General features: G+C 66.5%; 22 protein-coding genes. 13 read left to right on the top strand and 9 right to left on the bottom strand.

The annotated features are described in order from the left end of the window. Window positions 1-48: 48 nt before the first annotated feature. Window positions 49-1,803, bottom strand: a complete 1,755-nt coding sequence (locus NFW05_RS01895) for a flagellin (RefSeq protein ID WP_295302291.1) — start codon at window positions 1,801-1,803, stop codon at window positions 49-51. A gap of 421 nt (window positions 1,804-2,224) precedes the next feature. Here NFW05_RS01895 and surE point away from each other — a divergent pair, with 421 nt between their 5' ends. The 4 genes from surE to rpoS are packed head-to-tail and all read left to right on the top strand — an operon-like array spanning window position 2,225 to window position 5,587. After that, window positions 2,225-2,968, top strand: a complete 744-nt coding sequence (gene surE, locus NFW05_RS01890) for a 5'/3'-nucleotidase SurE (protein ID WP_295302290.1) — start codon at window positions 2,225-2,227, stop codon at window positions 2,966-2,968. Between the two features lie 23 nt (window positions 2,969-2,991). Beyond that, window positions 2,992-3,624, top strand: coding sequence for a protein-L-isoaspartate(D-aspartate) O-methyltransferase (locus tag NFW05_RS01885; protein ID WP_295302288.1), 633 nt, complete (start codon window positions 2,992-2,994; stop codon window positions 3,622-3,624). Next, window positions 3,621-4,628 carry a peptidoglycan DD-metalloendopeptidase family protein gene (locus tag NFW05_RS01880; protein ID WP_295302286.1) on the top strand — a complete coding sequence of 336 codons (1,008 nt, stop codon included), beginning with the start codon at window positions 3,621-3,623 and terminating at the stop codon, window positions 4,626-4,628. Before NFW05_RS01885 ends, NFW05_RS01880 begins: the two co-directional genes overlap by 4 nt. Before the next feature lie 2 nt (window positions 4,629-4,630). Continuing rightward, window positions 4,631-5,587: an RNA polymerase sigma factor RpoS gene (gene rpoS / locus NFW05_RS01875; RefSeq protein ID WP_295302285.1), complete on the top strand. Its 957-nt coding sequence runs from the start codon at window positions 4,631-4,633 to the stop codon at window positions 5,585-5,587. Here the strand turns inward: rpoS and mltB are convergent. Genes mltB through NFW05_RS01855 form a run of 4 tightly spaced genes read right to left on the bottom strand, consistent with a single transcriptional unit; the run spans window position 5,584 to window position 10,454 of the window. Continuing rightward, window positions 5,584-6,600: a lytic murein transglycosylase B gene (gene mltB, locus NFW05_RS01870; RefSeq protein ID WP_295302284.1), complete on the bottom strand. Its 1,017-nt coding sequence runs from the start codon at window positions 6,598-6,600 to the stop codon at window positions 5,584-5,586. The two genes, rpoS and mltB, sit on opposite strands and share 4 nt — an antisense overlap. Continuing rightward, the gene (locus NFW05_RS01865) at window positions 6,597-8,564 is read right to left on the bottom strand and encodes a DUF3488 and transglutaminase-like domain-containing protein (RefSeq protein WP_295302281.1); all 1,968 of its coding nucleotides are present in this window, start codon (window positions 8,562-8,564) and stop codon (window positions 6,597-6,599) included. Before NFW05_RS01865 ends, mltB begins: the two co-directional genes overlap by 4 nt. Next, a complete protein-coding gene (locus tag NFW05_RS01860) occupies window positions 8,554-9,528 on the bottom strand; it encodes a DUF58 domain-containing protein (RefSeq protein WP_295302279.1) in 975 nt (324 codons plus the stop codon). Before NFW05_RS01860 ends, NFW05_RS01865 begins: the two co-directional genes overlap by 11 nt. Beyond that, window positions 9,528-10,454 (bottom strand): AAA family ATPase, encoded by a 927-nt coding sequence (locus tag NFW05_RS01855; protein WP_295302278.1) that lies wholly within the window; start codon window positions 10,452-10,454, stop codon window positions 9,528-9,530. The genes NFW05_RS01860 and NFW05_RS01855 overlap by 1 nt, the downstream gene beginning before the upstream one ends. 111 nt (window positions 10,455-10,565) lie before the next feature. On the opposite strand from NFW05_RS01855, the gene NFW05_RS01850 reads away from it, so the two are divergent. From NFW05_RS01850 to NFW05_RS01835, 4 genes are all read left to right on the top strand, one after another. Further along, complete coding sequence (locus NFW05_RS01850) at window positions 10,566-11,492, top strand: histone deacetylase family protein (RefSeq protein ID WP_295302277.1); 927 nt, start codon at window positions 10,566-10,568, stop codon at window positions 11,490-11,492. A gap of 163 nt (window positions 11,493-11,655) precedes the next feature. Beyond that, window positions 11,656-12,534, top strand: coding sequence for a 4-hydroxy-tetrahydrodipicolinate synthase (gene dapA, locus NFW05_RS01845; protein ID WP_295302276.1), 879 nt, complete (start codon window positions 11,656-11,658; stop codon window positions 12,532-12,534). A gap of 15 nt (window positions 12,535-12,549) precedes the next feature. Next, window positions 12,550-13,692 (top strand): outer membrane protein assembly factor BamC, encoded by a 1,143-nt coding sequence (gene bamC / locus NFW05_RS01840; RefSeq protein ID WP_295302275.1) that lies wholly within the window; start codon window positions 12,550-12,552, stop codon window positions 13,690-13,692. After that, entirely contained in the window at window positions 13,692-14,459 is a 768-nt protein-coding gene (locus NFW05_RS01835) for an MBL fold metallo-hydrolase (RefSeq protein ID WP_295302406.1), read from the top strand. Before bamC ends, NFW05_RS01835 begins: the two co-directional genes overlap by 1 nt. 183 nt (window positions 14,460-14,642) lie before the next feature. On the opposite strand, the gene NFW05_RS01830 is transcribed toward NFW05_RS01835, so the two are convergent. Continuing rightward, window positions 14,643-14,882 carry a hypothetical protein gene (locus NFW05_RS01830; RefSeq protein WP_295302274.1) on the bottom strand — a complete coding sequence of 80 codons (240 nt, stop codon included), beginning with the start codon at window positions 14,880-14,882 and terminating at the stop codon, window positions 14,643-14,645. Between the two features lie 247 nt (window positions 14,883-15,129). Here NFW05_RS01830 and NFW05_RS01825 point away from each other — a divergent pair, with 247 nt between their 5' ends. The 3 genes from NFW05_RS01825 to NFW05_RS01815 all read left to right on the top strand — a co-directional run bounded on the left by NFW05_RS01825 (window position 15,130) and on the right by NFW05_RS01815 (window position 18,059). Further along, complete coding sequence (locus tag NFW05_RS01825) at window positions 15,130-15,531, top strand: hypothetical protein (RefSeq protein ID WP_295302273.1); 402 nt, start codon at window positions 15,130-15,132, stop codon at window positions 15,529-15,531. A gap of 205 nt (window positions 15,532-15,736) precedes the next feature. After that, window positions 15,737-16,984, top strand: a complete 1,248-nt coding sequence (locus NFW05_RS01820; RefSeq protein ID WP_295302272.1) for a nucleoside transporter C-terminal domain-containing protein — start codon at window positions 15,737-15,739, stop codon at window positions 16,982-16,984. 262 nt (window positions 16,985-17,246) lie between these two features. Then, window positions 17,247-18,059 (top strand): fibro-slime domain-containing protein, encoded by an 813-nt coding sequence (locus NFW05_RS01815; protein ID WP_295302270.1) that lies wholly within the window; start codon window positions 17,247-17,249, stop codon window positions 18,057-18,059. 17 nt (window positions 18,060-18,076) lie between these two features. On the opposite strand, the gene cobT is transcribed toward NFW05_RS01815, so the two are convergent. Continuing rightward, a complete protein-coding gene (cobT, locus tag NFW05_RS01810) occupies window positions 18,077-19,111 on the bottom strand; it encodes a nicotinate-nucleotide--dimethylbenzimidazole phosphoribosyltransferase (RefSeq protein WP_295302269.1) in 1,035 nt (344 codons plus the stop codon). 202 nt (window positions 19,112-19,313) lie between these two features. On the opposite strand from cobT, the gene NFW05_RS01805 reads away from it, so the two are divergent. Together NFW05_RS01805 and NFW05_RS01800 are read left to right on the top strand one after the other, a co-directional pair. Continuing rightward, entirely contained in the window at window positions 19,314-19,778 is a 465-nt protein-coding gene (locus tag NFW05_RS01805) for a universal stress protein (RefSeq protein ID WP_295302268.1), read from the top strand. A 39-nt stretch (window positions 19,779-19,817) separates the two neighbouring features. Further along, complete coding sequence (locus NFW05_RS01800) at window positions 19,818-20,714, top strand: cobalamin-binding protein (RefSeq protein ID WP_295302266.1); 897 nt, start codon at window positions 19,818-19,820, stop codon at window positions 20,712-20,714. A gap of 28 nt (window positions 20,715-20,742) precedes the next feature. Here the strand turns inward: NFW05_RS01800 and NFW05_RS01795 are convergent, their stop codons facing one another. Together NFW05_RS01795 and NFW05_RS01790 are read right to left on the bottom strand one after the other, a co-directional pair. Further along, the gene (locus NFW05_RS01795; RefSeq protein WP_295302265.1) at window positions 20,743-21,399 is read right to left on the bottom strand and encodes a response regulator; all 657 of its coding nucleotides are present in this window, start codon (window positions 21,397-21,399) and stop codon (window positions 20,743-20,745) included. Beyond that, window positions 21,396-22,811: a PAS domain-containing sensor histidine kinase gene (locus NFW05_RS01790; RefSeq protein WP_295302263.1), complete on the bottom strand. Its 1,416-nt coding sequence runs from the start codon at window positions 22,809-22,811 to the stop codon at window positions 21,396-21,398. Before NFW05_RS01790 ends, NFW05_RS01795 begins: the two co-directional genes overlap by 4 nt. Window positions 22,812-23,028: the final 217 nt, after the last annotated feature.

The raw sequence follows: 23,028 nt of genomic DNA, 5'->3' as shown, positions 1-23,028 counted from the left end.
TCACCGCGGTCGCGCGCCCCGATCTTACCGCGATTCCCTTGCTGCCACTTATCCGCGGAGAAGCGAGAGGACGTTCTGCGGCAGCGCGTTGGCCTGAGCGAGCATCGCCGTGCCGGCCTGCTGCAGGATCTGCGCGCGGGTCAGGTTGGCCGTTTCAGCCGCGAAATCGGCGTCGAGGATCCGGCTCCGCGATGCCGACAGGTTCTCGGAAGTCGTCGCCAGATTGCTGACCACGCTGCTGAAACGGTTCTGCACCGCGCCGAGATTCGCGCGGCTCGAGTTGATGTTCGCCAGCGCTGAATCGATCGTCGCGATCGCGTTCGCCGCGCCCGTTGCCGTGCTCACGTTGACGCTCGAGATTCCGGCGCCGAAGGTCGCCGTTGCCGCCGTATAACCAGCGGTCAGCGCGGTCGTGGCGATGTTCGCTCCGCCGAGATTGATCCCTGCGCTGCTCGTCGAGGTGAGCTTGATGCCGCCGTAGGTGTTGGCCGTCGTGTTCGCCGTGAAGCCGGTGTTGGTGGCCGCCGCCGCTCCCTTGGTCTCGACGGTGATCGTCCGTCCATCGACGGCGCTCAGGGCGATCTTCTTGCTGCTGCTATCGAAGGCCGCGGTCACGCCGGTCTGGTTCGACACGGCGTTGATCGCCGCGACGACGTTGTTGCCCTGAGCGGTGAAGTCGGCGGACGTGCCGGCGGCGATCGCTCCGAGCTTGACGCCGTTGATCTTGATGTAGTCGGTAGTGTCTCCGGCTACGGCTGCATTCGCCGACAGCGCACCACTGGTCACACTCGTCGACGTGGCGACGGCCGACACGCCGGTCTGTCCGGTGACGGTATTGAACGCGGCTGCCTTGGCGATCGCGCTGTCCGACCCGACGCTCGTCGTGCCGGCGGTCAGGCCGGTGGTGGCCAGCGTCGCCGTGCCGCTCATATCAATCTTGATATCCCGACCGTCGTGCGAGGTCAGCGTCAGTACGCCGGCGTTGTTGGTGGCCACAACGCCGGTAGTTGCAGTCTGGGCGTTGATTGCCGTGACCAGGTTCGCGCCCTGCGCAGTAGCATTGGCGCCGGCGGCGACTGCCCCGACCGAGACGCCGTTGATCAACAGGTCACCGGCGGTGATCGCACTCTGCGTCGTGTTGACTACTCCGGTCACCTGCGCCGAACTCGACACGCCGTCGCTGACCGAAGGCCCGACGCCGTAGCCGTTAACCGTGATTCCACCGGTCGACACGGCGCCGTTGGTCACCGTCGCGGTCAGTGTCGTCAGATACGACGAGGTCGTGCCGACGCCGAGGGCGTCGGCCTTGGCGCTGGCGATCGAGTTGACCGAGATCGTTTCGCCGGTGTTCGCCCCGATCTGGAAGGCCTGCGAGTTGAACGTTCCGTCGAGCAGCTTGACGCCGTTGAACGCGGTCTGCGTGGCGACGGTGTTGATCTGCTGGACGAGCTGGTCGACTTCCTGCTGCAGGGCAGCGCGGTCGGTCGCGGTGTTGGTCGCGTTCGACGCCTGGACGGCGAGTTCGCGCATCCGCTGCAGCGAATCGGTGATGCTCTGCAGCCCGCCTTCGGCGGTCTGGGCCAGCGAGATGCCGTCGTTGGCGTTGCGCGACGCCTGATTCAGGCCGCTGATCTGCGAGCTCATCCGTGCCGAGATGGCCAGTCCGGCGGCGTCGTCCTTGGCGCTGTTGATGCGCAGGCCGGAGGACAGGCGCTGCAGCGAGGTGGCGAGTGAGGTTTGCGAGGCGTTGAGGCTGCGCTGTGAGTTCAGCGACGCGACGTTGGTATTGATGACTTGCGGCATGGTCCTTCTCCTGTTGCGATCAGTCTGGATTCGGCTGGGGGGCTGGCCGGCTGCTGGCCTGGCACTCCAGTCGGTGATTCGTTTGCTAGCAGTTTTTCTAACGACTGGCTCTTGGCGAACTTGAGCGGGCATTGTGTCGTGCCCATCGTGTCTTCGCTTCCTGCGTACTGCAAGCAAGGTCCGGAGCCGCCAGACGGGATGCCGGCCGGGGCCCGACCATCTGCTTTCAGGGGTCGCCAGAGCCGGGTATAATCGGCGCGCGTCCGGCGTGCTGCGGGCCAGCAGCCGACTGCTGCCATTATTCCGGCGTCGATTCGCAGTCGGGCGAGCGGTCCCGGCTGTGCGCGACGCAGATCAGGCGGGGAGGCAGGCCGGCTGGTCAGTTCGGTCACGCCGAGTTCGTCGCGGTTCCTGGAGTGTCATGCGCATCCTGCTTTCTAACGACGATGGTTATTTCGCGCCGGGAATCGAGTGTCTGGCGCAAGCACTCTCGCAAGTGGCCGAGGTCACTGTCGTTGCGCCCGAGCGTGATCGCAGCGGGGCGAGCAATTCGCTGACCCTCGACCGCCCGCTGTCGCTGAAGCGTGCGGCGAATGGCTTCTATTACGTGAACGGCACGCCGACCGACTGCGTGCACCTGGCGGTCACCGGCATGCTCGACGATCTCCCCGACATGGTCGTCTCGGGAATCAACATCGGGGCGAACATGGGTGACGACACGATCTACTCGGGAACCGTCGCTGCGGCGACCGAGGGTTTCCTGCTCGGCGTTCCATCGCTGGCCGTCTCGTTATGCAGCAAGACGGGTGAGCACTTCGCCTGCGCGGCGAGAGTGGCACGCGAGCTGGTCCTGATGCTCCAGCGTCAGTCGCTCTCCGAGCCGGTTCTGCTGAATGTGAACGTCCCCGATGTGCCCTACGAGGCGCTGCGCGGTCTTGCGGTCAGCCGGTTGGGCAAGCGGCACAAGGCCGAGCCGGTGGTGCGCACTTCGTCGCCGCGCAATGAAACCGTTTACTGGGTCGGCGCGGCGGGTGAGGCGCAGGATGCCGGCGAGGGCACCGACTTTCACGCGGTGCACAACGACTGCGTATCGGTGACTCCGCTGCAGGTCGACCTCACGCACGTTGCCCACCTGCCACTAGTTCGCCGATGGCTCGGTCAGTGAGCGGCTCGCTGGCCGGAGTCGGCATGACTTCCCAGCGCACGCGCGGCAGGATGATCGAGCGCCTGCGTGAGCAGGGCATCGCCGACGAGGACGTCTTGGCGGCAATCGCCGCGGTTCCCCGGCACGTCTTCGTCGAGGAAGCGCTCGCCTCTCGCGCGTACGAGGACACCGCCTTGCCGCTGGGTTTCGCGCAGACCATATCGCAGCCCTACGTCGTCGCGCGGATGATCGAGGTGCTGCGCGCCGGGCGCGCAGCACTTGGCCGGACTCTCGAGATCGGCGCCGGCAGTGGCTATCAGGCGGCCGTCCTCGCGCAGCTGACCGACGAGGTGTATGCGATTGAGCGGATCGGGCCGTTACTGGCCAGGGCAAGAGTCAACCTGCGCGCGATCGGTGAGCAGAAGGTCCGCCTGAAGCACGCCGATGGCCAACTCGGTTTGCCGGAAGCGGCGCCTTTCGACACGATCGTCGTCGCTGCTGCCTCGGCACGCGTTCCTCCGCTGCTCACGCAGCAACTCGCCCTGAACGGTCGTCTGATCCTGCCGCTGGGCACCGTCAGTCAACAACTGGCGCTGATCGAACGACGGGCCGATGCGTGGGTCGAAACCCGTCTCGACGCCGTTCGCTTCGTACCGTTACGATCGGGAGTGGAATGAACGATTTGCCACGGCTCGTCGCGCGTCATTGCCGGGGCCTGACTGTCGCGCTGGTCTTCATGCTGGCCGCTTGCGCGAGCAAGCCGCCGGTCGCCGAGCGCGGCGCGGGTGCGCCGGCGGCTGCAGGCGGAGCCGCCGTTTCGGGCAGGGACATTTATGTCGTCAGGAAGGGCGACACGCTGCATTCGATTGCCCTCGACCAAGGCGTCGATTATCGGGAACTCGCCGCCTGGAACAACATCGAGAATCCGAACCGAATCCTCGTCGGCCAGCAACTGCGCATCAGGCCTCCCGGCGCGTCAGCGACGGCCGAGACGGCAGTCGTCCGGCCGGTCAGCGCCGGGGCCGGCGTCGAACAGCGACCGTTGGCTGGCAGCGCCGGGGCAGTCGTCGAGCAGCGACCACAGGCGGGCAGCGCCGAGCCGGTCAAGCGCGAACCGCGCGCGGGCAAGGAACCGTACTCCGAGCAGGCACTGGCGCGCGCCCAGGCACAGGCGAAGGCACCCGAGCCGGCTGCCGCTCCAGCGCCAGTGGCGAAGACCGAGATCAGGAGCGAGGTTCGCGCGGCGACCAGGTCGGCGTCGCCGACCGAGCCCAGGGACGAGGCGCCGGCGGACGACGCAGCTGCGACGAGTGAGGAGGTCGTCTGGAGCTGGCCGGCCAGTGGCAAGCTGATCGGTACCTTCAGCGAAGGGGGGAACAAGGGAATCGACATCCAGGGCAAGGCTGGAGACGCGGTGCTGGCCGCCGCCGGGGGCAAGGTCGTCTATAGCGGGACCGGTCTTCGCGGCTATGGCAAGCTGGTCATCGTCAAGCACAACAATGCTTACCTGACCGCCTACGCGCACAACCAGAATGTCCTGGTCAAGGAAGGGCAGTCGGTGACCAAAGGGCAGAAGATCGCTGAAATGGGCAATACCGATGCCGACCAGGTCAAGCTGCATTTTGAAATCCGGCGCCAGGGCAAGCCGGTCGATCCGCTCAAGCATCTCCCGCCGCGTTGAGCATGGCTGCCTTCCTCGATCAGGACGCCGATCCGTTCGACGACGACCTCGACGGCGCTGACCTCCCGGTGACCGATGAGCCAGGCGTGGTCGACTCGGCCGAGACTTTCCCGCCGTCCGAAACGGACCTGCTCAACGACGTCACCCAGCATTATCTCAACGAGATCGGGGCCAAGCCCCTGTTCTCGCCCAGCGAGGAGGCGCTTTGGGCACGGCGTGCCCGCGCCGGTGACTTCGTCGCCCGGCAGAAGATGATCGAGCACAATCTGCGGCTGGTGGTCAATATCGCCAAGCACTATCTCAACCGGGGTGTGCCGCTCCTCGACATGATCGAGGAAGGAAACCTCGGGCTGATTCACGCGATCGAGAAGTACGACCCCGAGCGTGGTTTCCGCTTTTCGACCTATGCGACCTGGTGGATCAGACAGAGCATCGAGAGAGCGATCATGAACCAGTCGCGAACGATCCGCCTTCCGGTCCATGTGGTCAAGGAAATCAACCTGGTGCTGCGCGCAATCCGGCATATCGAGGCGGCCAACGGCAGGGAGGTCAGCGTCGATCAGATCGCCCATCTGATCGACCGCCCGCTCGATGACGTACGCCGGGTCATGGTCCTCAACGAGCACATCGCATCGCTCGACGCGCCGCTGCAGGTTGATCCCAGCCGGACGATCGGCGATGTGATCGCCGACGACAGTCTGATCGAACCCGATGAACTGCTGCAGTACAGCGAGATCGGTGACCTGCTAAGCAAGTGGGTCGGACAGCTCGCCGAAAAGCAGCAGCAGGTCCTGGAGCGTCGTTACGGGCTTTGCGGCAGGGAGGCCAGCACGCTCGAGGAAATCGCCGCCGACCTCAATCTGACCCGTGAGCGGGTTCGCCAGATTCAGATCGAAGCGCTCGATCAGTTGCGGCGGATCATCAAGCGTGGCGGTGGAACCGTCGAGAATCTGCTCTAGCGATTGGCTGCGAAGCGGCTGCGCGAGTCCCGAAGCGCCTCGGCGAGCTGGAAGACCGCCATCGCGTAGAAGCTCGACCGGTTGTAGCGGGTAATCACGTAGAAGTTGTCGAAGCCAAGCCAGTATTCCGTTGCTTCTCCGGGGCTGACGAGGTCGATCAGCGCAGCACGCCGGTCGGCTTCGGCCCCGTCGGCGAGAATTCCGCGGGCGCGCAGTTCCTCGACGGTCAGCGACGGCTTGATGCCGGTGGCGATCAGCTCCGAAGGATCCTGCACGACGCGTGCGGGTATGGCTACCGGCTCGCCTTTCTGCCAGCCATGCTGATTGAGGAAGCGCGCGACGCTGCCGATGGCGTCGGCATAGCTCCGGCGTAGATCGATCCGGTCGTCGCCGTCGAAATCGACCGCGTAAAGGCGCTGGCTGCTTGGCATGAACTGCGGGATGCCGATCGCGCCCGCGTAGGAACCCTTGATCTCGAGCGGGCTGATGCCGTTCTCGCGAGCGAGCAGCAGGAATTGCTCGAGTTCGCCGCGGAAGAACTCGGCCCGTGGTGGATAGCGAAAGGCCAGCGAGGCGAGCGCTTCGAGGACGCCAAAGCTGCCCATGTGCTGGCCGTAAATCGTCTCGACGCCAATGATCGCGACGATGACCTCCGGCGGAACGCCGTAGATCGCTTCCGCGCGCTGTAGCGTCGCCGCGTGTCGCTGCCAGAACGACTCGCCGCCGGCGATGCGCTGAGGATTGACGAAGCGCTCGCGATAACGCTCCCATGAGCGCTGCCGTTCGGGAAACGCAGGCGGACGGATCGCTCGCAGCACCGTCGCATTGGGCCGGATCGCCGAGAACTGGCGGGTCAGGTGGCTGACGTCGAAGCCGTAGCGCTCGTGCATGCCGATGATGAACTCCCGGACTTCCGGATCCTGACTGAAGCTGGCCGGCGCTTCGCCGTACGCCGGGGTTGCGGCCAGACCGCCGAGTACGATGGCCAGTGCGGGCAGGGTTGGCAATTTCAAAACGTCTTTCTCCTGTAACTGGGCAACTCGCGCAGGCAGCGCCGTAGCCGGGCAAGCTGATCGGCGCCGTTCCGTCCGTAGCGCAACTCGGCGTAGCAGCGCGCGGCTTCGCCGGTCACGGCGGCCAGGCGGGGCTCCTCGCGCGCGACGCGCTCGGCGAAGTCGAGCGGTCCCTCCCATTCTGCGCGGCCCAGGCCGAGGCGCGCGAGCCGGCTGCAATATCGCCGCCAGGCAAGCTCGACCGGGTCTTCGCGGCGGCGTGGCGGCCGTGCCCACACGGCAACGAGCAGCAGGGTCAGCGCGCAGAGTGCCGCGAGCAGCGCGGCCATTTGCCGCCAGTCGGGGTCAGGCACGCCGATCCGCGAAAGGACTTCGCGCTGGCGTTGCGGATTGTAACCGAGGACCCACTGGTTCCAGGCGTTGTTGGTTGCTTCCCAGCGATGGCGCAGGCCGCGCAGCCAGCCGGCGTCGAGGCGGATGATCCCTGGCAATGGCTCGCCAGCCGGCAGTGCCGCAGTGATCCCCTGCTCGATCCGTGAGGGGGCGACGGCCGCGGTGGGGTCGACGCGCGTCCAGCCTTCATTGGCCACCCAGATTTCCGCCCAGGCGTGGGCGTCGGACTGGCGAACGATCAGGTAGCCGTCGATCGGGTTGATCTCGCCGCCCTGGTATCCGGCGACGACCCGCGCCGGAACGCCTGCAGCGCGCATCAGGAAGACGAAGGCCGACGCGTAATGCTCGCAGAAGCCGCGCCGGGTTTCGAAGAGAAACTCATCCACGGGGTGCGCTCCGAGCAGCGGTGGCCGCAAGGTGTAACGGAAGTCCTGTTCGCGAAACATGTGCAGCACCGTCTCAGCGACGGCCGCAGTTGACTGGCCCCGCCAAGTGTTGGCCAGGGCCCGCGCACGCGGATTGATGTCTGCCGGCACGGCGAGGGACTCGCGCAGCGTTTCGGGGGTCTCGGCGCGGTTGGCGTGGTAGTCGACCGACGAGACGAAACTGAACCGCGATCTGACACGCACGGGTTCGCGCGCGAGAACCTCGAACGTCGGAGCCAGCGCGCTGTCGGCAGGCAGGCGCATCGGCAGATCGAGAGCGAGCAGCCAGCGCTCGTTGTGCGGCTCGAGAATCGTCGTGTAGGCGTGCCCGGGTCCGCTGGCCTCGATCACCGGTTGCCCCGGGGGCTCGCCTGGCGGGCGCTTTCGCGCCCGCCAGGTCATCCCGTCGTACTCGTCGAAGACGGGGCCCCGCCAGTAAAGTTCAGCCTTTTCCGGAACTTCTCCGGCAAACTGACTGCGGAAGGCGATCGCCCCGGACTGGATCAGATTGCTGATCGATCCCGGGGCCATCTCGTGGCTCAGGCCGCTCAGCCCGGAATAGGCATCCTGCGGGAGGCCCCACAGCGGGCCCGAGACGCGCGGGAAGAGCAGGTAGAGGATGAGCATGAAGGGCAGCGCCTGGAGCATCAGCAGCCCGGCGTGACGGAGCGTCTCGGGTATCGACGGGCCGCCGCCGTGCAGCCTGATCAGCGTGGCGGTGAGCAGCGTGCAGGCAGCCAGCAGCCACAGCCCGGTGGGAATGCTCTGCGAGTAGAAATAGTGGGTCAGCAGGAGGAAGAAGCCGAGCATGATGATCATCAGCGCATCCCGGCGGCTGCGCGTCTCGAGCGGCTTGAGGGCCATGAAGACGACGAGCATCGCCACCCCGGCGTCCTTGCCGAACAGGCTGCGAAACTGCCAGCCAATGCCGCTGGTCGTGCCGAGGATCAACAGCGCGAGCAGCCAGCGTGGCGGGAGAAGCACCCGCCGGCGCCAGATCCAGGCTCGCCAGAGCAGGGCGGTGACGAAGAGCACCGACAGCCAGATCGGCAGGTGCGCGGCGTGCGGACCGGCCGTGGCCAGGGCGACCGCGAGCAGCCATGGCAGGACGTGGTGGTCGAGCGGACTCGTCGGGCTAGCCGCCAACGCGGGTCTGCTTCTGCTCATGAAGTGCCAGGGCGCGCAGACAACTGCCGCGATGGACCCCGCCTTGCCCGGGGTCGATGCGCAGTCCGGGCAGAATCAGCCCGTAGCGCGCCTGCTGCTCGTCGGCAGTGAGTACCCACCCGGCAAGGATCGACAGTCGCTCCTCGATGCCCAGCCTGGCGGGAGTCCGCTCCCAGTCGAGCCACAGTTCGTCGCGCAGGGCACCGGAGAACTGCTTGACGAGCAATTCCTGGTCGTCTGACCGGCGGGCCACGGCCTTCCAGGCGACGTGTCGGGTGGGGTCGCCGGGTTCCCGCGTGCGCAGGCCAGCGAAATCGTCACGACCGCTCGTGCCGTGACGATCGTCGGCGGGTGTGCCGCCGGTCGCCACCGGCAACGGGGTGCGCAGCGGCTTCGGATAGACGACACAGCACCACGCCGGTTGCGGATAGCTCCAGGCGCGAAAAAGGCCGAGCGGGTAGCGCGTGGTGAGCGTCACGCGTCCCGGTTCGATCAGCCCGCGTCGCGACGTGACGAAAGGCACGGCGACCGTCGCACGGCTCGCCGGGGCGAGGTCCAGGGTGACCATGGCCTGCCCGGCGAAGGCGAACTCGAGCGCTCGTCGCGCTTGCGGGCGGACATTCTCGACGTCGAGAGCGAAGCTTGCGACGTCACCGGCAAAGACCGGCTGGACCCGACCGGGGGTGAGGCGCAGGCCGTGCAGGTTGAGGAAGCTGTGCACCATGCCGACGAGCCCCAATCCGCCGAGCAGGAAGACGAGTGCATGGCCGAGGCTCAGGCTGTAGTTGATCGCGCCGACGAGCATGACCAGCAGGACAATGGCAAAGAGCAGGCCGGCAGCCGTCGGCACGATGAAGATCCTCCGCTGGCCAAGGACGATCGGCAAATGGTCGTCGTGGCCAAGGCGAAAGAGCCAGCGCTGGAGGACTGCCAGGACACGCATCAGGGTAGTGGCAGCGAGCGGACCAGGGTATCGATGTCCTCGGCACTGGCCTGCCCGCCGCTCACCAGGCGCAGCCGGTGGCGGGAGACGGCGGGCAGCACGGCCTGTACGTCCTCGGGCAGGATCATGTCGCGGCCGGCGGCAAACGCCCAGGCGCGCGCCGCCGAGACGAGCGACAACGCCGCTCGCGGACTCAGACCATGCACGAAGCGCTGATCCTGACGCGTCGCCTCGACCAGCAGCTGCACGTAGTCGAGCAGGGGGTGCGAAGCGTAGACGCCAGCCACTTCCTTCTGCAGTCCGGTGAATTCGCCGGCCGCGAGCCGTGCCGTGATGCCGGGTAGCTGCTCGCGCCGGCCGCCGCTCTCGAGCAGCAGGCGTTCGGCATTGCGGTCCGGATAGCCGATCTCGATGCGCAGCAGGAAGCGGTCGAGCTGAGACTCGGGGAGCGGAAACGTGCCAACCTGGGTAGACGGATTCTGCGTGGCGATGACGAAGAACGGTTCGGGCAGCGGCCGGGTTTCTCCCTCGGTGGTCACCTGACCTTCTTCCATGGCTTCGAGCAAGGCGCTCTGCGTCTTCGGCGTGGCCCGGTTGATCTCGTCGGCGAGCAGGACCTGCGAGAAGACCGGCCCCGGAAGGAAACGGAAACAGCCGCGTTCGCGGTCAAAGATCGATACGCCGAGGATGTCGGCCGGGAGCATGTCGCTGGTGAACTGGATGCGTGAAAAGTGGAAGCCGAGCAGCCGGGCAAGCGTGTGCGCCAGGGTCGTCTTGCCCACCCCGGGCAGGTCCTCGATCAGCAGGTGACCTTGGGCCAGCAGACAGCAGAGCGCCAGGCGGGTCTGGGTCGGCTTGCCGAGGATCACGGCATTGGCGGCGGCGAGGATCTCGCTGACCCGGGAATGACCTGCTGAGGGTTGCATGGCTTGTCGTCGTGGTGCAATTCGGATGATAATAAACCATCAGCGAGCAACCCGACGTCCCTCAGATTCGACTTCCCCAGGGCGCCACCCTTCTGCGAGGGAAAGGCCATAGTGACCACGACGGCATTCATCAGCCACCGCGACTGCCAGCTTCACGACATGGGGTCTTACCACCCCGAAACTCCGGAACGCCTGAACGCGATCAGCGACCACATGATCGCCCAGGGGATCGACTCCTACTTCGTCTACCACGATGCGCCGCTGGTCACCTTCGAACAGCTGAAGCGCGTCCACACGACGAGGCATCTCGAGCGACTCAAGCGCGCCGCTCCGGAGTTGGGGATCGTACACCTCGATCCGGACACCGCGATGAACCGGCATACCTGGCAGGCTGCGCTGCGTGCCGCCGGGGCCGGCATCCTGGCCGTCGATCTGGTGATGCGTGGCGAGGTGCAGAATGCCTTCTGCGCAGTGCGCCCGCCTGGACACCACGCGGAGCGTGGGACGGCGATGGGCTTTTGTTTCTTCAACAACATCGCCGTGGCGGCGGCGCATGCTCTCGATGCCTACCGGCTGTCGCGGGTGGCGATCGTCGATTTCGACGTCCACCATGGCAACGGTACCGAAGACTGCTTCAAGGGAAACCCGCGCGTGCTGATGGTCAGCACCTTCCAGCATCCCTTCTACCCCTATTCGGGCACCGAGAATCCGGCAGCGAACATGCTCAACGTGCCGCTCGGACGGGGTACCGACGGAGACGAGTTCCGCCGTGTGGTCAGCGACATCTGGATGCCGCGTCTACGCGAGTTCAGGCCCGAGATGATTCTCGTCTCGGCCGGGTTCGATGCCCATTACGAGGACGAGATGGGCGGCCTGAGGCTGGTCGAGAAGGACTACGCGTGGGTCACCGAGCAACTGAAGATTCTCGCCGAAGAGTGCGCTCAAGGGCGGATCGTCTCGGTTCTCGAAGGAGGTTACTCGCTGTCGGCGCTGGCACGCAGCGTCGTCGCCCATCTGCGCGTCCTGGCCGAGATCTGACTGCGGTGCCTGCGCGCGGTGCACCGGTTCAAGGGTGCGCCGGCGCTCCGGCGCAGGCCAGTCTGGGCTAGAATTCAACATTCCGTGATTCAGTATTCCGCGCTCCGCCCGGGTCTGCCGAGCGGATTTATCCCGGTCAATTGCTCAGGCTCCGAATTACCCCATGATTACAGGATCGATCGTCGCGATAGTCACCCCGATGCACCAAGACGGCAGCCTCGATTGGCCGGGTCTTCGCCGGCTCGTCGATCATCACGTCGAGGAGGGGACCGACGCGATCGTGATCGTCGGCACGACCGGCGAGTCGCCGACGGTCAGCCTCGACGAGCACTGCGAGCTGATCCGTGTGGCGGTCGAACAGGCCGCCGGTCGGGTTCCGGTGATTGCCGGGACAGGTGCCAACTCGACTGCCGAGGCGATCGAGCTGACGCGCTTTGCGCATCGGGCCGGGGCTGACGCCGCGCTGTCCGTCGTTCCGTACTACAACAAGCCGTCCCAGGAGGGGCTCTACCGTCATTTCCGATCGGTGGCTGAAGCGGTGGACATTCCGCTGATCCTGTACAACGTTCCTGGCCGTACGGTTGCCGATCTGGCCAACGAGACGGCTCTGCGCCTGGCGGAAATACCGAATATCGTCGGCATCAAGGACGCCACGGGGAACATGGACCGTGGCATCGAGCTGATTGCGCGTGCGCCGGAGGGCTTTGCGGTCTACAGCGGTGACGATGCCAGTGCGTGTGCGCTGATGCTCATGGGAGCCCGTGGGGATATCTCGGTCGTCGCCAACGTCGCCCCACGCCTGATGCATGAGATGTGCGCGCTCGCCGTAGCTGGCGACGCGACCCGGGCGCGGGCGGTCAACGGCCGCCTGCTGGGCCTTCACCGCCAGCTCTTCTGCGAGGCCAATCCGATCCCCGTCAAATGGGCGTGCCAGCAGCTCGGCCTGATCGAAGGCGGGTTGCGACTGCCTCTGACGTCGCTTGCGCCCGAATACCATGCCCGAGTTCGAGCGGCGATGGTGCAGGCCGGTGTGATCGCCTAGGAGCGGGGAGCGGCGATGAAACATGCAGTTCTTTCCCGTTGCGCCGTGGTCGTCGTTCTCGGCGCGCTGGTTGCGTGCAGTGGTTCGCTGCTCGAACCGAAGCGGATCGAATACAAGACCGCATCGAGCAGCAACGTGCCGCCTCTTGAAGTGCCGCCGGACCTGACCTCTCCGACGCGTGACGACCGATACGCGGTACCCGATACCGCAGGCAAGGGGACGGCCACCTATTCGGCCTATACGGCCGATCGCTCGCCGGCTGGACGTGCCCAGCAGCGCAGCGACGTCCTGCCCGAGGTCGAGAAGGCGCGCATCGAGCGTTCGGGCAACCAGCGCTGGCTGGTCGTGACGGGTTCTCCGGACAAGTTGTGGGGTCAGGTCAAGGACTTCTGGCAGGAAAACGGCTTCGTCATCAAGCTCGAGTTGCCCGACGCCGGGGTCATGGAGACCGACTGGGCCGAGAACCGCGCGAAGATCCCCCAGGATTTCATTCGCAACATTCTCGGCAAGGTCATCGATTCGGTCTATTCGACGGCTGAACGCGACAAGTTCCGTACTCGCCTGGAGCCCGGCGTGACCCCGGGAACGATCGACATCTTCGTCAGTCACCGCGGGATGTACGAGATCTTCGTCTCGGAAGGCAAGGATCAGACCAAATGGCAGCCGCGTCCGGCCGACCCTGAACTCGAGGCCGAGATGCTCCGGCGCCTGATGGTCTTCCTGGGCACCGAGGACAAGCGGGCGACTGCCGCAGTCAAGGCCGCTGAGGAAAAGCCCGCCGAAAGGGCGAGACTGACCCGCGGGGCCGACGGTGCCGGAACGCTCGAAGTCGAGGAGTCGTTCGATCGGGCCTGGAGACGCGTTGGTCTGGCGCTCGACCGAGTCGGTTTCACCGTCGAGGATCGTGATCGATCGAGAGGTCTGTACTTCGTTCGCTATGTCGATCCGGAATCGGACAACGACAAGAAGGACGCTGGGTTCCTGGCCCGGCTGAACCCGTTCAGGAGTTCGTCGAGCAAGGTCCAGACCCAGTACCGGATCTTCGTCCGCGAGGAGGGAAGCCGGTCGACGGTCCAGGTACTGTCCGCCGAGGGGGGTGTCGACCAGTCTGATACGGCGAGGAAGATTCTCGGTCTGCTCTACGATCAGCTCAAGTGATCCGCTTTGCGTCGCTGGGCAGCGGCAGCCGGGGCAACGCCCTGATCGTCGATGCCGGCGACACGCGGGTGCTCGTCGACTGCGGGTTTTCGCAGCGATCGGCGAGCTTGCGCCTGTCGAGACTCGGGGTCTCGGCCGACGAATTGACCGCAATCCTCGTCACCCATGAGCACGGCGATCACGTCGGCGGCGTTCTCGCGCTGGCTCGGCGCCACCGGTTGCCGGTGTACCTGACTCATGGAACGCGCGCGGCGGCCTGGCCGCGCGAGGCTGCGTTGCCTGACTGCCGGCTGATCGACGGGGAAACCCCTTTCAGCATCGGCGCGCTCGAAGTCCAGCCTTTTCCCGTACCCCATGACGCACGGCAGCCTGTCCAGTACACGTTCAGCGATGGTTGCCGCCGACTCGGCGTGCTCACCGACAGCGGTTCTGTCACCGCGCATATCGTCGATGTTCTCCGGGACTGCGATGGCCTGGTCGTCGAGTGCAATCACGACCCGGAGTTGCTCGGTAGTTCGCGTTACCCTGCCGTGCTCAGGCGGCGGATTGGCGGGAATCTCGGACATCTGGCCAACGATCAGGCGGCAGCGCTGCTGACGCAGATCGACCGGCATCATCTACAGCACGTCGTCGCCGCGCATCTCAGCGCAGAAAACAATCGTCCGCATCTCGCGGCCAGGGCTCTTGCCGAGGCCCTGGGCTGCACCGAGGACTGGATCGGGGTAGCCGACCAGGAGGGCGGTTTCGCCTGGCGCCAGATCCTCTGACCCGCTGCCGGGCGGGCAAGCCCTGTGCGGCTGTCGCGATCGCGGGGGAGTGCTGGATACGTCTGGACAGGCCGGGGAGCAGCCGACGAACTCCCGGGTTTTCCGGAATCCTCGATCGCCGCCCTGCGCAGCGCAAAAAAAAGCCGGCTCGCGCCGGCTTTCTCTCCGCGTGGGCGGCTCGCCTTACTTCCCAGCTCCGCCAGCCGGAGCGGCCGCAGGAGCGGCAGCCGGGGCAGCCGGTTCGGCCGGCTTCGCAGCTTCAGCCGGCTTGGCGGGTTCAGCAGCCGGTGCGGCTGCCGGAGCGGCAGCCGGAGCCGGAGCGGCAGCGGCCGGCTTCGGTTCTTCCTTCTTGGGCTCCTCTTTCTTGCCGCAGGCGGCAACGGCCAGAGCGAGCATCGCAGCAACCAGAAGTGAATTCTTCATGATGGGGTTCCTTATCGACAATGGAGACTATGTAACGAGCCAAAAGCATGATGGTTGACCGGCTAGCACGTCGATCAATCAAAAATATTACCACCGATCGCCACCCTGCGAGTGCTTTGCGCAAAAAAATGCCTGTCATCCGCGAGGTCGGCGAGGCCTCAGGTGGAGTCTCCGGGGTGACTTCAAGCCCTCGCCCGCGGACTTCACGGTCGGGTCGGGCAAGCAAGCCGGTGGTACACTGACCGCCATGCGCAGATTTCTCTTGCTTCTGCTGGTCCCCTTGATCGCCGCGGATGGCTGGGCGGTCACCGTGGTGGCTGGCGGCGAAGTGATCGTCGGACCGTGGTGGACGCCGTTCGGAATGGTCGCACCGCCGGCGGTGATCTACGATCCCTGGGGCCGCTGCCTGACGCCGATGACTTGCCTGGATTACGAACAGATGCGTCGCTTTCTCGACCGCTACGAGCGCAACTACGGCCAGCGCTTCCTACCCGAGCAGCCGCCGCCGACCTCGCCGGCCGGGCCGCGCAACGTGCCGCCGACGCCGGAGGGAAACATTCAGCCGGCTTACCGCGGCGCCAGCCAGGTCCGTCCGGAGTTCGGGGAGTCGGGGGCGGCGCCCAGCGAGCGGCCGCCCGCTGGCCGGTGAGCACTGACGGATCGACGTCGGCGCAGAGCGCTCGCGGAGTCGGGAGAGGCCGTGGGCGTTCCCGGGCCTCTGTGCGAGCGCGGCTCAGACGGCGGGATGTGCTGATCCGGCACCCTTCCGTCTGTCGGTTCCGGCGCGGCCCCCCGAGGTCTGCCGCCTTCTGGCTGACCCGAGGGCGGCAGCGGGCGGCAGGGGATGAGCAGCCGTGAATTCGCAGCTTCAGGCCGGTGTCGGGTACCTGCTGCTGGTGCTGCTGGCGGTCGTCGCCTCGGCAAACAGACGGGCGATCCCCTGGCGAACCGTCCTGGCCGGGGCCGCTCTCCAATTGGCCCTGACGCTGTTCATCTTCCGACTGCCCGGGGCGCGCGAGAGCTTCGCGGCGTGCAACGACGCACTCCTGGCGATCGCTGCGGCGACGCGCGATGGAACGAGCCTGGTCTTCGGTTTTCTCGGCGGCGCCTCGCTGCCCTACGCCGAGACCGCTTCGGGAAGCAGCTTCGTGCTCGCTTTCCAGGCTTTGCCGGTGGTGCTGGTGATGAGTGCGCTCTCGGCGGTGCTCTATCACTGGCGCATCCTGCCGTGGCTGGTGCATGCCTTTTCGCTGGTCCTCGAAAGCACCCTCGCCGTTGGCGGTGCGGTGGGCATGTCCGCGGCGGCGAACGTGTTCGTCGGGATGGTCGAAGCGCCGCTGCTGATCCGGCCCTACCTGGCCAGCGTCAGCCGCGGCGAGATGTTCATCATTCTCAGCGGTGGCATGGCCGGCGTCGCCGGCACCGTGATGGCGCTCTATGCGGGAATTCTCGGGCCGGTCGTGCCCGACGCCCTGGGCCACATCCTCGCGGCATCGTTCATCAGCGCCCCGGCAGCGATCGTCTTTTCGGTGATTCTGGTCCCGCCCGAGGGATCGCCAACCGGCCGGGACCTGCACCTGTCCCGGGCCGACCGCAGCACCATGGAGGCGATCACGCGGGGCACTGCCGAGGGGGTCAATCTGCTGATCAACATCGTTGCGATGCTGATCGTTCTCGTCGCGCTGGTCAGCCTGGTCAATCAGGCACTCGGGCTGCTGCCGGAGGTGGCCGGCGCCCCGCTGTCGCTGCAGCGCGTTCTCGGCTGGCTGATGGCACCTCTGGCGTGGATGGCCGGGGTTCCCTGGGGAGAGTCGGCGGTCGCCGGTTCGCTGCTCGGGACGAAGACCGTCCTCAACGAACTGATCGCCTATCTCGACATGGCGCGACTGCCGCCGGAAGCGCTCAGCCCGCGCAGTCGGGTCATCATGACCTATGCCCTGTGTGGTTTTGCCAATCTCGGCAGCCTTGGCATCCTGCTTGGCGGCATCTGTGCGATCGTGCCCTCGCGGCGCAGCGAAGTCGTCGAACTCGGTCCGCTGACGCTGGTTTCGGGCACGCTGGCCACGCTGTCGTGCGGCAGCGTCGTCGGCATCCTGCTCTGAACAGCGAGAAATATTGCTCGTCGATCGATTTTACATTTGTTTTCCGGCTTTTCGGGGAGGGCGACCGCGGCACATCGCCAGCTTGCTCCAGGCTGCTGAATTAACGATGAATTCTGAGTTCTTGGGAGCGTCTGGCATCGGTCTTGCTCTGCTCGGTCAGGAAGCCGCTCGGCGCTGCTTCCGCCGGGGCGAAGACCTTCCGGCGGGTCGCGAGCCGACCTCGGCTCCGCCCGTCGAACCCATTCTTCCGGAGAACAGAACCATGACCTCAACCACCAGCAACACTCGCCGGCGCATGACGCTGGCCGCCGTCGCACTCCTCGGGCTGGGCTTCAGCTCGGCCAGCTTTGGCGGCAGCGTGACCCTCGGCGGAACGATCCGCGACTTCTGCGCGCCGTCGATCAGCGGCGTCTGTAACCAGCTCGCCGACTTCGAGGGTGCGATCCCGGGAGTCGTCACGGGCATGGTCTCGCCAACGCTGTCGGCGGGCTTGCCGACCCCCGGCGCGAACATCGCCGCGGGCGCGTCTTCGGCGGCGAATTTCGCGAAGTGGTACGTCGACACGCCTGGCTACAATCTGGCGACGCCGGCGTCGCTGACCCTGGTCGAGGGGCCGACGGGAACCTACACCTACAGCAACAGCGCGTTCTTCCCGATCGACGGACAGCTCTACGGCGATCAGGGCCGTTCCCACAACTACCACTTCACGCTGCATCTCGAGGGTCAGGTGGCGTTCAGCGATCCAACTGGGGGTGCCGACCGGATCTTCAGCTTCACCGGCGACGACGACCTCTGGGTTTTCGTCGATGGCAAACTCGTGCTCGATCTCGGCGGGGTGCACGGCGCGGCGACGGCGAGCTTTACCGAGGAAGACCTCAAGGCCAAGGGCCTCGGCGCCGGCACGCTCTACGATCTCGACATCTTCTTCGCCGAGCGGCACACGACGCAGTCGAACTTCGCCATCACCACGACGCTCGAGGTCGCCCCGCCACCCCGGGTTCCCGAGCCGGGCACGCTGCTCCTCTCGCTGTCGGCGCTTGGCGCCCTGCTCTCTCGCCGTCGCCTGCGCGGCTGAAAGCTTTCGGCTGTTGCTCAAGGTCGTTCGCTGACCCCTGCGGAAGCAAAGCTGGCCATCTCGTCGAGGAGCGCGGCAGCCGCCCGGACCAGCGGCCAGGCGAGGGCGGAGCCGGTCCCTTCACCGAGGCGGAGACCGAGATCGAGCAGCGGCGTCGCCGCGAGTGCGTGCAACTGCGCCGCGTGTCCGGGTTCGGCCGAGCGGTGAGAGAACACGCAGTAGTCGCAGACTGCCGGAAAAAGCCGTGCGGCGACGAGTAGCGCGGCGGTGACGATGAAGCCGTCGATCAGCAGAACCAGGCGGCGCTCGGCCCCGGCGAGGAGCGCCCCGCAGAGCATGGCGATCTCGAAGCCGCCGAACTCGGCGAGTACCGCCAGCGGATCGGCGTCGAGCGGCAGCGCGGCGCGACGGCTCGCCCGGGCCAGGATGTCGCGCTTGCGCGCGAGCCCCGCGTCGTCGAGTCCGGTGCCGCGGCCGACGCAGTCGGCAAGCGGGGTTCCGATCAGGTGATGGGTCAATAGCGAGGCAGCGGCGCTGTTGCCGATGCCCATTTCGCCGAACCCGATCACGCGGCAGCCCTGATCGGCGATGCTGCGCACGATCTGCGCGCCGCTGGCCAACGCGATGTCCCTCTCGCTGGCGGTCATCGCCGGCTCGTCGACATAGTTGCGCGTCCCCGGAGCGACTTTGGCGTCGATCAGACCGTCGCGCGCGGCGAAGTCATGCGCCACGCCTGCGTCGACGACGGTGATGCCCAGTCCGTTGTGCCGCGCGAAGACGTTGATCGCCGCGCCACCGGCGAGGAAGTTGTCGACCATCTGCCAGGTGACCGCCTGCGGATACGCCGAGACTCCGGCGCGGGCGGCGCCGTGGTCACCGGCGAAGATCAGGATCTGCGGCTGGTCGAGTCGCGGGCTCGTTGACCGCTGGATCTCGCCGATCTGGCGAGCGAGTCGTTCGATCCGGCCGAGCGAACCGGGTGGCTTGGTCTTGCCGTCGATGCGTTCCCGCAGGCCAGGGACGGGGGAAAGGGGCTCGATCGAGAAGTCCATGGTTGCCGCCGGCACAGGGAACCGGCCAATTATACGTCGGCCGGCCTGCTCGCCGATCGCCAGGCAGATCGCCTCGGTCGCCGACTGTGCCGCCGGGTTGCCCGCCCCGGCGTTTGCCGATCGACATCGGCTGCCAGCTCGGCGCAATCGGTGCTATCGTTGAAGCTCTTCGACTGTTCTGGCGAATGAGGAGCTGAGACGAATGTACAAGCGGATCATGGTGGCCGTCGACGAGAGCTTCATGACCACGCTGGTGCTCGAAGCGGCGATCGAGCTGAGTCGGGCGAGTGGCGCAAGGCTGGCCATCTGCCACGCGATCGACGAAACGATCTTCGCCCGACGCGACATGGCGATGATGCTGCCGAACAGCGTCGGCAAGTCCGAGGCCCGCCTGCGCCTGGGCGCGCAAGGCTTCCTCGGCAGGCTTGCCGAGACCGCCCGTGCGTCCGGCGTCGACCCCGAGATCAGGCTCGTCGAGTCCGAGCACCAGCACGTTTCGGACATGCTGATCGATGCCGCCCGCGAATGGCAGGCTGACCTGCTGATCGTCGGCACGCACGGGCACCGAGGCATCGAGCGCTTCTTCGTCGGTAGCGTCGCCGAGCGACTGGTGCGCAAGGGACAGACTTCGCTGCTGCTGGTCCGCGGTGAACAACCCGACGCCTAGTCCGGGAGCGGCGCGACCGCTCGCCTCACCCTGCTCGAGATGAATGGAGCACTCCGGAGTCTGCTCGTCGGGCTGTGTCTCCTCGCCGCGGCGAGCGCTGCGCGTGCCGAGGTCGCCGTCGTCGATGACAGCGGCGCGACCGTTCGCCTCGCTGCGCCAGCGAGACGGATCGTCAGCCTCGCACCCGACCTGACCGAAACGCTCTTTGCTGCCGGCGCCGCGGGGCGCGTCGTCGGCACGGTCGAGTACAGCGACTACCCCGAGGAGGCGAGAGCGATTGCCCGGGTCGGCAGCTATTCTCGAATCGATCTCGAGCGCGTGGTCGCGCTGCGGCCGGACCTGATCGTCGCCTGGCAGAGGGGCAACCCCGCTGCCCACCTCGAACGACTGCGCGCTGCGGGAATTCCGCTGTACCTCTCGCAGACCTCGCGGATCGAGGACATTGCCAGTTCGCTCGAGCGCTTGGGCGTGCTCGCCGGCAGCGAGACCCAGGCCCGCTCCGCGGCTGCGACGTTCCGCCGGCGTCTCGTGCAGTTGCAGACGCGCTATTCCGATCGTCCGCCGGTGCGTACCTTCTACCAGATCTGGAAGCAGCCGCTGATGACCGTCGGTCGCAGTCAGATCATTTCCGACGTGATCCGGCTGTGTGGCGGCGAGAACGTTTTCGCCCAGATCGAAGCACTGGCCGCCGTGGTCAGCGTCGAGGCCGTCGTCGCCGCCAATCCCGAGGCGATCGTCGCCAGCGGAATGGACGAGTCGCGACCCGAGTGGCTCGACGACTGGAGACGCTGGCCTGCCGTGCAGGCGGTCGCCCGCAGCAATCTTTTCTTCGTCCCCCCCGACCTGATCCAGCGCCATACGCCGCGGCTTCTCGAAGGTGCCGAGCTGTTCTGCGAGCATCTCGAAAAGGCGCGCAGCCGCAGGCCTTCCCGGTAGGCCGCCTCGGTGCGACGCCGGCGGTCGGTCAAGGCTCGCCGTGCTCGCTGCCGCCTCTGGCGTGCGGCAGGAACAGGCCAAACAGTTCGGCGAGCGAGCCGACCTGCAGTTTCTCGCGAATCCGGCCGCGGTGAAACTCGACGGTCTTGACGCTGACGCAGAGTCGTTCGGCGATCGCTCGCGTCTGCAAACCTTCGAGAACCAGGTCGAGCACTTCGCGCTCGCGCGTCGAGAGGAGAGCCAGTCGACTGGCGAGGTCCGGCGAAGCAGGCCGTTGTGCGCTTTGACCGCTGCGCCGTTGGTCGGCGAAGCGCAGGGCGCCGAGAATCGCGAGCAGCAGGCGTCGGGCGTCGTGCGGTTTCTCGATGAAGTCGAAGGCGCCCTTCTTGAGCGCACGTACGGCCATCGGGATGTCGCCGTGACCAGTCAGGAAGACGATCGGGATCCGGCAGCGTCGCCTCGACAGTTCTTCCTGAAGTTCGAGACCGGTCATTCCGGGCATGCGAATGTCGAGCAGCAGACAGCCGGTCTGTTCAGGCCGAAAATGCTTGAGGAAGCCGGTCGCCGACTTGAAGGCCTTCACCGGCAGTCCGGCGGAGCGCAGCAGCATCGACAGCGCGTCGCGGACCGCCTCGTCGTCGTCGACGACGAAGACCGTCGGCGTGGTCTCCTGGGACGCCTTCACGGCGTCTCCGGAGCGATCGTGAAGTGGAAGATCGCTCCGCCTTCCGGATTGGCGGTGTGCCACAGCCTCCCGCCGTGGGCTTCGACGACCGAGCGGCAGATCGACAGGCCGAGTCCGAGTCCTTGCGCCTTGGTCGACCGGAAAGGAGTGCCGAGGTGCCTGCTGATCGACGGCGGGACGCCCCCGCCGAGGTCGGCAATCGATACGCGGAGCATCCCGTCGCTCTGACGAGTGGTGGACACGGTGAGGCGGCGGGACGAAGTGTCGAGCGGACGCAAGGCATCGACTGCGTTGTCGAGCAGGTTGACGATGACCTGTTCGACGAGGAAAGGGTCGGCGAGCACGCGTGGCAGATTGTCGGCGAGGCTCAAGCTGGAGACGATGCCGTTGCCCTCGAGGTGCGCGTCGATCAGTTCCAGCGCTTCGCGGACGATCGCGTTGAGGTCGCAGGGGACTCGCCGTGGCCGCTTGCGGCGCACGAAATCGCGCATCCTGGCGAGGATGTTCCCGGCGCGGATGGCCTGGTCGCGCGATTTCTTCAGCGCCCTGACGAGTTCTTCCCGCGCCGGTGTCCCGCTCTCGAGCAGGCGCAGGCTGGCGTCGCTGTAGCTGGCGATGGCCATCAGCGGCTGGTTGATCTCGTGCGCCAGAGCTGCGGTGGCTTCACTGAGCGCCGCAAGGCGCTGGCTGCGATGCAGCATGTCCTGATTCTCGCGGCGCAGGCGCTGCGCGTGACGCCGGTCGGATACGTCGGTGATCAGGTGCAGTCTGGCCGTTCGGCCTCCGAGCCAGGGAATCGGGCCGGCCTGCATCAGATACCAGCGGCCCGAGGCGGGACCCCGGTACTCGAACGACTCGAAGCCGCGCGCGCCGAAATCGGCGTCACCTCGTCCACCGGGACGATGATCGGGCACTCCGACCTTCCGGTTGCCTGGGGGACTGTCGGGAAGACTTGCCGGGTCGGCTTCGAGCAGCCTCGAAAAGCGTGGGTTGGCGTAGAGAATCCGCCCGTCTTGGTCGTCGGCGACGTATATCGCCGCGTGCAGCTCGTTGAGTACCCGGACGAAGCGCTCGTCGGCGTTGGCCAGAGCCTGGCGCAGCTTCGCCAGCAGGACGACGAAGGCAAGCAGCGTCGCGCCCATCACTGCCCCATCCCAGTAGAACAGCTCCGGGTGGGCGTAGCCGTGCGACGAGCTGAAGCTGATCACCCAACAGGCGCAGCTGGCCAGCGCGATCGCCAGCCCGGCAGTGCGTCCGGCCTTCCAGGTCGCCAGGGCGACCGGAACGAGGTAGAGCGCGCCGAGACGCAGTTCGTAGCCGGTCAGGTAGTCGAGGACGCCGACGAGTCCGGCGCTGACGATCGCCACGGCTAGCCACCCCTTGCCATTCGAGCCGGAACGGCTGGTGAACACCGTGTCGCCAGGCAGCGGCGACGGGAGCGCGGGCGAGTGGACCGCGCCGTCGCTCGCCCCAGCGTGGGACGGGCCCGTTGGGACTGCTGGATCGACGGAACGGGTGGAACGGTGATCTGGCTTCATCGGCAGGAGGGCGGCAGGTTCGCCGGCGCGATTCGGGGGTCACCACCAGGACGAGAACTGGGGTCAACCCTAGTTCGAGCGACGACACCCG

The sequence above is a fragment of the Accumulibacter sp. genome (genome assembly GCF_023806625.1).
Taxonomy (GTDB): Bacteria; Pseudomonadota; Gammaproteobacteria; order Burkholderiales; family Rhodocyclaceae; genus Accumulibacter.
This window is presented reverse-complemented; position numbering and strand designations above follow the sequence as displayed.